Annotated in this window: 9 protein-coding genes; 7 read left to right on the top strand and 2 right to left on the bottom strand. The window is 42.8% G+C overall.

From position 1 onward, the window contains the following. Positions 1-192 precede the first annotated feature (192 nt). The 4 genes from AC805_RS13055 to petG all read left to right on the top strand — a co-directional run bounded on the left by AC805_RS13055 (position 193) and on the right by petG (position 3,351). A complete protein-coding gene (locus AC805_RS13055) occupies positions 193-642 on the top strand; it encodes a DUF3531 family protein (protein WP_009626896.1) in 450 nt (149 codons plus the stop codon). Positions 643-887: 245 nt separating this feature from the next. Beyond that, entirely contained in the window at positions 888-1,271 is a 384-nt protein-coding gene (gene gloA, locus AC805_RS13050; protein ID WP_055075841.1) for a lactoylglutathione lyase, read from the top strand. Between the two features lie 216 nt (positions 1,272-1,487). After that, positions 1,488-2,933 (top strand): hypothetical protein, encoded by a 1,446-nt coding sequence (locus AC805_RS13045; protein WP_055075840.1) that lies wholly within the window; start codon positions 1,488-1,490, stop codon positions 2,931-2,933. Positions 2,934-3,252: 319 nt separating this feature from the next. Next, positions 3,253-3,351: a cytochrome b6-f complex subunit V gene (petG, locus tag AC805_RS24725; protein ID WP_071590170.1), complete on the top strand. Its 99-nt coding sequence runs from the start codon at positions 3,253-3,255 to the stop codon at positions 3,349-3,351. Positions 3,352-3,786: 435 nt separating this feature from the next. Here the strand turns inward: petG and AC805_RS13040 are convergent, their stop codons facing one another. After that, positions 3,787-4,131 carry a hypothetical protein gene (locus AC805_RS13040; RefSeq protein ID WP_055075839.1) on the bottom strand — a complete coding sequence of 115 codons (345 nt, stop codon included), beginning with the start codon at positions 4,129-4,131 and terminating at the stop codon, positions 3,787-3,789. A gap of 246 nt (positions 4,132-4,377) precedes the next feature. Here AC805_RS13040 and psbO point away from each other — a divergent pair, with 246 nt between their 5' ends. Continuing rightward, a complete protein-coding gene (psbO, locus tag AC805_RS13035; RefSeq protein WP_009628648.1) occupies positions 4,378-5,220 on the top strand; it encodes a photosystem II manganese-stabilizing polypeptide in 843 nt (280 codons plus the stop codon). A gap of 637 nt (positions 5,221-5,857) precedes the next feature. Then, the gene (locus AC805_RS13030; protein ID WP_009626354.1) at positions 5,858-6,364 is read left to right on the top strand and encodes a phosphate-starvation-inducible PsiE family protein; all 507 of its coding nucleotides are present in this window, start codon (positions 5,858-5,860) and stop codon (positions 6,362-6,364) included. 285 nt (positions 6,365-6,649) lie between these two features. Here the strand turns inward: AC805_RS13030 and AC805_RS13025 are convergent, their stop codons facing one another. Beyond that, complete coding sequence (locus AC805_RS13025) at positions 6,650-8,629, bottom strand: prolyl oligopeptidase family serine peptidase (protein WP_055075838.1); 1,980 nt, start codon at positions 8,627-8,629, stop codon at positions 6,650-6,652. Between the two features lie 211 nt (positions 8,630-8,840). Here AC805_RS13025 and AC805_RS13020 point away from each other — a divergent pair, with 211 nt between their 5' ends. Continuing rightward, complete coding sequence (locus AC805_RS13020) at positions 8,841-9,524, top strand: hypothetical protein (RefSeq protein ID WP_055075837.1); 684 nt, start codon at positions 8,841-8,843, stop codon at positions 9,522-9,524. Positions 9,525-9,738: the final 214 nt, after the last annotated feature.

Raw genomic sequence — 9,738 nt, 5'->3', positions numbered from 1 at the left:
CTTGGCGACAGCTATAGTAAGCGAATTAGGAAGTAGCTAGGCATAAGTAAACTTAAAACCTAGAAGAGCATACCGCCCGCGCAGCGGGCGGTATGCTCTCTGGTTTTGGTTTTTAATTATGCTTAACTACTTATAAGTTGGGTATGTCCTTTTTGTTTGTATTGAGATTGTTGCAAGGTCTGCAAGTTGATTATGGAAGTTAGATTTCGAGAATGCGACTGGTTTGATTTATGGATCTGGATAAAATTTAATGAGGTTCCTTCTCAGTCAGAGAAGCAACTCTTAGACGAAGTATTTAATTCTTGGTTTTTACTGGGCAAATTAGGTGGTTTCAATGCTTGTAATATGCAGGTACAGGAAACGGGTGTGGATGTCAGTTACTTCGACTATGACAACCAAGCTGCCGAGGACGAGATGATGTCAGTCATGCATAATATGACCGATCTCGAATACGAAAATGAATGGGCGCGTTGTTGGGTTGACCTAGGAACAACCGATGCGATCGCGATCGATATCTTAGTTAATGCCTTGCGCCAGTTTGACAAGGAATATGTGGCGATCGAGGAAGTTATTATTGGCGGTCAAAATTCTGACTGGTTGGTCGAGCCTAAAAGCTTAGACGACGAAGACTACGATCGCTAAACTCTTACGGCGCTTTGCGCTCAAATCCAAACCAAGAAACTTTTCTGCAAGTGTTGCGAAGCAACACTTGCAGAAAAGTTTTTGATATTTTTTTGATCGAAAATTGCTAGATCGGGACATAAATCCCAAGCATTGATTGGCGGCACGAAGTGCCGCCAATCAATGCTTGGGGTTTGATTTGTCCTAAATCAAGGGACTGTAGCGATAAGATTGGTATAACTACTTAAGTTTAGAGGAAAACCAAAATGCGTGTTTTACATACGATGATTCGGGTTAGTGATTTAGAGCGATCGCTGGATTTCTATAGCAATGTCCTCGGCATGAAGATCTTACGTCGCAAAGATTATCCCGATGGGCGGTTTACCCTCGCTTTTGTTGGCTATGGCGATGAATCTAGCAATGCCGTAATCGAGTTAACTCACAATTGGGATACCAATGCCTATGACATCGGTACGGGCTACGGGCATATTGCTTTGGGTATGGAAAATATCTATACAGCCTGCGATGCAATTCGGGAAAAAGGTGGCAAGATCGCGCGGGAACCAGGACCGATGAAGCATGGGACTACCGAAATAGCCTTTGTTGAAGATCCCGATGGCTATAAGATCGAACTAATTCAATTGAAATAATATAGGCAGCTAGGCATAATTAAAAACCAAAACCAGAGAGCGTACCGCCCGCTTTGCGGGCGGTACGCTCTTCTAGGTTTAAAGTTTACTTATGCTTAGCTACTTACATCAATAAAAAAACTTGTTTTGCCTTTCTTGGCAATAGGCTATGTAAGTTTCTGAAGATTGATATAAAAATTGTTATAAGCTTTAAAGCTGCACACCAGTAGCCTAGTCATGCGTAGACCCCGATATACTCCCTCTTGGCAATCCAAGCGCAAATCTTGGTTGCGGAACACCCTACTCCTTATTTTTGTTGGTTTGCCTTTACTGTTGATATTGGCAGAACTGATCGCACGAGGAGCCGTTTTAGCAACTGGCAGTACTAACCAACTCGTCCCCAATAAAACTGTAGCGATCGCCCAGTCCTATGCATTTAAGTTGCAAGATTCCAATGGTAATAACTATCCTGGGCTGCCCGATGCAGGGTTGTTGCATATAAAACGTAGTCCTCTGTTGGGCTACGAAATATTACCCAGTCAGAGTAGCGACTATTGGCAAATCAACGATCAGGGCTTTCGCCAAGATTCATCTGTTCCGATCGAAAAGCCTGCTAATGAGATCCGCATATTTTTAGTGGGTGGCTCTACCGCCTTTACAAACATGGCGGAAAAGAACCAAAAGGCTTTGGCATTTAAAATTGAGAAATTGCTGAATGATCGCGTTCGCGCTCAAAATAGCAGCCCTGAAAAGTTTAAACCTAAGGAAATACCCTACTTTGCCGATCAAATTGAGGCAATGCGAGCTTTGCCCCCAAGGATCCGTGATGGTAGTTATCGTGTGATTGCTGCCGCCGCTCCTGGATATAGTTCTGGCAATGAACTGGCCTTACTAGCCCATCGAGCGCTTGCCTATAATCCCAACGCCTTGCTGATTTTGGATGGTTACGAAGATATGCGATCGCCTAGCAATCAACCTGCTCGCGAAATCGGGAACGTCGAGCAAATGTTACGCGATCCGATCGCTCAATATCGACAGCATCAAACCCAGCAATTTAATAATTGGTTAAATTCGCTTTACCTAGTCAAGGCATGGCAAAAATGGGTGGCTCCTGCCGATATCACCGTATTTAGTTCTGAATACCAAACCTTTAATGCCGAACAACTGGCTAAAGATCCCAAGGAACTCCAAAAAAGGCTCGATCGCTATCTTTACAATACGCAGCAAATGATCAAGCTGGCTAATGGTATCCCTTCTTTGATCGTGCTTCAGCCCGAGATCACTGGCAAGCAAAAATCCTTAACTAAGGAGGAAGAAGGTATTCTCAAATCCTTGGGCAAAGAATATAGCGATCGCGCTGCTAATGCTTACAAACTGGCAGAACAAACTCTTAACAGTAGTTCCCTGAAGTCCAAATTTGTTAATTTCTATCAGGTCTTTCAAGATACAAATCAACAGGCTTTTATCGATCCGATCCATTTAACTGAAGCGGCAAACGATCTGTTGGCACAAAAACTCTATGAAAGTACTGAGCAACTATTTCTAGTGCAGCCTCAATCAAATATGCCAATTGGAGAAGGAGATACGCCAAAGTCACCAGTGGTAGTCCCAGAAGCGCCCACCACACCGATCAATAGGACTAATATCTTACCTGAGAGCCTAAAAAATCTTAAAGGACTGTAATACCAATTCCCGAAAGTGTGACAACACTTTTGTGAATTAAAAACCAAACCCAGTAAGGATTTTCAGAGTTCAAAATGGCGTAGCCATTTTGAACTTGGTATAGCTATAGCCCAATAAGTTAAGACATAAAACCCAGAAGAGTGTTGCGGCGCTTCTCGCCGCAACACTCTTCTGGGTTTTGTTTTTATCCTAACATAACTGGCTACTGCTATATAATGCTGACATGGCGATGCGAGATTGGCTTACATTGCAAAATTGTAGATCGCTTAACCCGAACTGACGTTAAACTAAATAGGATTAGTGAGTTTAATAAATATTTATGGTAGAACCAATTTTGTCGGGCATTTGCCTCGGTCTTATTTTCATTACCCTTGGCGGACTATTTTTTGCTGCTTATCAGCAATACCGTCGCGTCTAGTCCGAATAAGTACCTCAGCATAATTAAAATCCAGATCTAAAACCTGCGGCGCACGCGTAGCTCGCGCCGCAGGTTTTAGGTTTTCATATTTAATTAAGCCCAGTTATACCAAGTTAAGAAATGGCGTAGGCATTTCTTAACTTGAAACCCCTTGCGAGGCTTGGTTCTTATAGCTATAGCCAGTTATGTTAAAACATAAAACCCAGAAGAGTGTTGCGGCGAGAAGCGCCGCAACACTCTTCTGGGTTTTGTTTTTGTCCTAACATAACTGGCTACTGCTATAATTCACAAAATTGTTGTCACACTTTCGTTAATTGGCATTACTTATCTCAAAAAAAACAGAAGAGGTTTTTTACACCTCTTCTGTTTTTTGGTACAAACTTGGAATTTGCCTCAAAAATCGTCTCAAAAATCACCTCGAAATTTCCTTTAGTTTTAACCCTTGGTGGCTTCTTCAGGCTCTTCGGGTTGTTCTAAATATCGACAAATCTCATTGATTTTCATCCGATAGATATGCGGCCAGCCACCATTTGTTTCGATATCGCGTAGAAGATTAAAAAGCTCATGCCGACTAGTGGGTAAAGATGGTTGAAACAAATCGTCACGAATCCGCTTATGGAGTGCTTCGAGGACTCGCAAAATTTGCAAAAGATTGGCTGAACTACTCTGCTGAGCTTGAGCAGTCTCCCATAGGCGATCGGTAAGCTGCTCCAGTTCAGACAAATCATCAGTTTGTCCCTGTTGTGATTGTTTCTGTGATTGGATTTCAGTTTGTGCCAAGCTAAGTACCCTCGTGCGCGATAATATGATGATTGGAATTTTACAAATGTAAGTGTCTTTGGCGGGCTTATTTCTATGGCTAGTCTAAAGCACCACCAACTCCTTAACGATCTCAATTTAAAATCCCAAACTAGATCGTATTTTTAACAGAGTTATCATAGTCTGTGCTTTGCGCTATCTGTCCTAACTCTAAGATACTACCCGTTAAATCCTGTTAAATCCCGTTAAATTAAGAAGAGGTTATTTATGAAATTTCGTAGTTTTACGAAAGCAATTTTTACATTGTGTATCAGTTTATGTATGTTAGCGGCAAGCGGTCTATTTGCAATCAATGCGATCGCTGCAGTTGAGCCAGGCTTGACCTACGACCAAATTGTAAATACTGGCTTAGCTAATAAATGTTCGGACATTCTGGGTTCTTCTCGCGGGGGGCGTAACTTTATCCCTGTTGGAGTTGGTCAATCTGTAGAAATCACAGACCTTTGCTTAGAACCAACCTCATTTTTTGTTAAAGAGGAATCCTCTAACAAGCGGAAAAAACCTGAGTTTGTAGCTAGCAAGTTGATGACACGCTCGACCTCGAGTCTCGACTTTGTAAAGGCAAAGGTTACGGGTAACGCCGATGGCAGTCTTAACTTAATCGAAACCGATGGTCTAGACTATCAGCCCATCACCGTTAAAATGCCTGGTGGCGAACTGGTAGCGATTCTATTCACTATCAAAGGTTTCAAGGCTACCACTGCTCCTGGAGTCAATGGCATCACGACATCGGTTGATTTCATTGGATCTACTGATGTTCCCACCTATCGTGGTTCTGGCTTTATCGATCCTAAGGGACGTGGTTTAGCGATCGGATATGATTCTGCGGAAGCATTACCTGCAAAGCGTAACTCCTTTGATAACAGAAGTGTTAAGGATGACTCCACCTCCAAAGGTACGATGTCTTTACAAATCGCTAAGCTCAATGCCGATACTGGCGAAATTGCTGGTACTTTTGAGACCGAGCAAACTTCTGACAATGACCTTGGCGGTGTCGAACCTAAAGAAGTCCTCATTCGCGGTGTATTTTACGGAAAAGTTAACTCTTAATTTTGTTAGTGCTAAATAGTTAACGATGTCCGTCGGAAACCTATAAAGTTGCGCCCCTGCGGGGCGCAACTTTATAGGTTTGGATCTTTAATTAATTAAGCCTAGCTACTTATAAATCCTTGCCTTAATTTTTAAAAAGCAAGAAAAAAGAAGACATTGCTTAGCAATGTCTTCTTTTTTCTTACTTTACTCTTGTTTCTTCTGATTTGGTAGCGATCGCGAGCCAAGTTAAGTGACTGTAGCTATACATATAGCTGTCGCCAAGTGTAATAGGACATAAAACCCAAGAATTAATTGGCGGCGCTAAGCGCCGCCAATTAATTCTTGGGTTTTGATTTGTCCTAATTCAAGTGACTGTAGCTATAAAACCTAAGCAGAGAATCGCGTACTTCCCTGCTTAGGTTTTGAGTCTGAAACCATTTAAGTAATCACTTATATAGGGAATCCTGATATATATTTCTTGTAAATATAATATAAACTTAATTGAGTAGCTAAGCATAGATAAATTTCAAGCTTAAAAGCCTGTGTCGCTTATTTAGTAAGCGGCTTAGGTTCTTACGTTAGGATTTACCTATACTAAATTACTTACGAACTTAGGAATTGGGCTTCGTCAAAATAAGGAAAATAGGAGAAATTGATGCAAAAGTCACCTAGTCAGCTATCAAGTCAATCAATTACATGGATCGAACGCAATTTTATCGTTCGGGCTTTAGAATCCATCCAAGACTTGATCGTGATCTCCTTATGTCTCGGATTGTTTGGGGTGATGGTATTTCAGCTCAAGGCTATGTTTACTTCGCTATTGTCACCATCAAATTTCAACTTTCATGCCATAACTGCGGATATTTTATTTGTCTTGATTTTGGTTGAGTTGTTTCGATTGTTGATTATTTACTTGCAAGAACATCGGGTTTCGATCGGTGTAGCCGTCGAGGTTTCCATTGTTTCCGTACTGAGAGAGGTGATTGTACGCGGTGTCCTAGAAACTCCTTGGATTCAGATCTTGGCAACGGGTGGATTTCTATTAGTTTTAGCCGTACTGCTGTTGGTGAGGGTCTGGATCCCTCCGACTTTTGAGGGGATCGATCCTGAAACGCGAATCGTGCAAGCCTATAATTCGCATAAAGAAGTATTGAAGAATTAATCAATGCCACCGCCACAGGCGGTGGCACTGATTAACGTCAGTTCGGGTTAAGCTAGCAAATTTTAAAAGACCAAAAGTAAAGGCCTTGCTTAGCAAGGCTTTTACTTTTGGTCTTTGAGAGAGGGTTGGTCACGCAAACCTTCTCTCAAAGCCTTTTCAAATGATCCCGAATTCACGTTTGATACCAATTTCCAAAAGTGTGGCTACACTTTCGGAAATTGGTATCAAACCCAGTAAGGTTTTTAAAAACACAAAATGGCGTAGCCATTTTGTGTTTTGGTATGATTAATTTTGCAAATGTTTTTTAAAGAAGTCTAGAGTGTAACCAATTTCTAAGACTTGATTGCTGCGCTTGCTAGAGCCGTGACCTTCATCGGGGAAGATGACCAGTTGTGAGGGGATTTTTTTCTGTTCGAGGATTTTTTGAATTTGGACAGCTTCCCCAACGGGGACGCGGGGATCGTTTGCTCCTTGAATGATCAGTAGGGGCGATTTGATACGATCGCTATAGGTGACTGGTGATAAGTCGATCAGAGCTTGACGGTCTTTGACGGGATCGCCATATTTACTGATCCGCAGGATGCGCCGATAGGGAGCGGTGTTATTTAAAAATGTAATCAGATTACTAATGCCCACGATCGATACGCCTGCATCATAGCTACCTGCAAATTTGGACATGCCCATGAGGGCGGCGTAGCCTCCATAGCTGCCACCGAGAATACCGATTTTGGGAGTGATGCCGTTGACTTGCCAATTTTTGCGAAGGTAAATCGATGCGTCTTCGATATCGGTGATTACCTTGAGACGATCGCTTCCATTGTCGGCATTGAGCCAAGCTTTGCCGTAGCCCTCACTACCGCGCACATTGGGCTCGACGAATACAAATCCTGCATTGACAAATATTTGAGCGTAACGATTAAATCCAGGGATGCTTTGTCCTTCAGGCCCTCCATGAAAATGCACGATTATGGGGCAGGGCTTTTTGAGAGGATTTTGAGGCGAATTTTCGCATTGGGGCGATCGATAAACAAACATGGGAATTGTCGCGCCATCTCTTGCGGGATAGCTCTCTAACTTAGCTACTGCGAACTTGCTCGTGTCAATTTCGGGGGTACTAGGCAATAACCATTGGGTGAGTCGATTGGTTTGCCAATCATAAATATAGCTAAGGCGTGGAGCTTTTGCGGTTTCCACACCAAGGGTTGTAAATCTTCCGTTACGGGTAGTTTGCCCCGCGTAAACATGATCGGCGTTAGGAAATTGGGGAAGCGAGATCGCCTCAAAGGTTGTCGCCGCGATCGCCTGCAAGCGGTTGTAGCCACCATCATTAATTGTGTAGAGAATGCGTTGGCGTTGGTCATCAATATTAAAGCTGGCGATATCCGCTTTGATCTCGGGCGTAATCGGGGTGAATTGTTGATTTTGGTAACGATAAAGACGACGAAACTCGCCAAACTTGGGAGTTAAGACTAAATATTCACCCTTATAGGCTCCATACTTGATGCTGTATTCTTGCTCTTCGTTTTGACCGATCAGAGGTGTTGTCTGACGAGTCTTGACATCATATTCGTAATATTCGCGGGATTGGCTACCTGTGGCTTTAGCAAAGAGAAATTTTTCGCGATCGCCTGTTTGAGGGTTCACATAAACATCGGCAATCCACCAAATCCCCTCACCGCCAGAAATTTGCACCTTTTTTTTGGTTTGCAAATCGTAGCGATATATGACCGATGAGTCGGGCTTGATGTCATTGGCACTGAAATAAATCGTGCGGGAATCATTACCGACATATTGCAGTAAAGTGCGTACACCTGCTTGGTGCTGAATTAACTCTAATGCTCCGCCGTTAGTTGATTGTAAATAAAGCCCTGGATTTTCCTCCCCTTGGCGATCGCGTGATAGCAATAGATATTTGCCATCGGGAGTTATCCCTGCGATCGTCGTGGCATCCTGTCCGCCCGTCACCTGGATCGGAAATCTTTGCGCTCCATCCAGTCTCCAAACCTGAACCGTACCCGTAATGCTCCAAGTAAAAAACATCTGCTTGCCATCGGGAGTTACCATTCCGAGCCCAGGTGATCGCACATCGAGGATAGCCTCGATCGGGCGAGTGACATTGGCGGGTAAAGCAGTTGGTGCATAACGTTTGATTGTGGCAGGATCAAGGCTATCCTTTCCTAAGCCTGAATATTGAGCTTGGGCAGAAAAGGGCGCTGAGAGGACATTTAAAAGCAGAATGCAACTGACTAAAAAACTTTTTTTCATTAGTTTTATCATTGTTTAATGATATTATCGTGATTTTTTGTATCTTTCTGTCATTTAGGAAAAACTTATTTTAAATAAATTTGTAGGATTGTAAGTCTCAACTAAATTTTAGACTTGTGATAAAACGCAAGTTCGATAGGGGAATACTAGGGTAAAGGGATAGAAATCTACTAAACGTTAGTTAATTTAAGAATTTTAGCGAGTAAAACCTATGAAAAAGTTATTGACTGCTTCTGCATTTTTGTCTGTTGCATCGATTTTCGGAATTGTTGGTAATGCCCAAGCAGCAACTATTTCTGCTTTGACAGGTTACTCAACTATGGGCGGAGCCTCTGCTGGTATGCAAGTAAGGGTTACCTTTGCCGATAATACAACCAGTACGGGGGTATGGTCTGCAATTAATTTCTACAGTGGTGTAGCTTCGGCTGATGGCTGGACTTTGTCTCAGTCGGGCGATACCTTTGGCAATCCTTGGACTTTTAGCAACAATTCGTCCAAAACTATTTCCTCCTTATTTATTAATGCGATCGCTGGTTCCACCTTATTTGACCGAACTAATCCCGATCCTGGTACGCCTGGTTCTGCTGCTGGATGGGATTTCACCCCAGTAAGTGGATCGTCGCCGACCTCGTTTACCTATAGCAATATTGTTAACCTTGTCGGTCAGCCTGCGGTTGGTGATCTTTATGCGGCTCTAACCATTAATTGGGATAGCGGCTTCTCCACGGGTAGTAACCTGAGTTTCATTGCCGATACAGACAGTGCAATTTCTGTGATCGATTCTTCCAATCCTCAACCCGTTCCCGTTCCTGCGGCTTTTATGGGTATTGGTTTGGCTGGAGCTTTCTTTGCTAAAAGAGAAATTAGTCGCAGACAAAAATCTCACAAAGCATAGCAATGCAGGCATTGCTGTAAGTAGCATTCCCAAGAAGAGAAGGTTGGCGCTTTGCGCCAACCTTCTCTTCTTGGGTTTTTATTGTGTCCTGATACAGGTAATGGCAGCTATAGTCGTTTTAAATAACTTGTAGACGGGCTTCGACTTCGCTCAGCCCTCGGTGTAAGCTAGCTGAGCGAAGTCGAAGCTGTAGTTTTTATTTGAATTATCTATA

It is taken from the genome of Pseudanabaena sp. 'Roaring Creek' (genome assembly GCF_001402795.1).
Classification (GTDB): Bacteria; Cyanobacteriota; Cyanobacteriia; order Pseudanabaenales; family Pseudanabaenaceae; genus Pseudanabaena.
The sequence above is the reverse complement of the archived record's forward strand: the minus strand, read 5'-3'. Positions and strand labels throughout refer to the sequence as shown.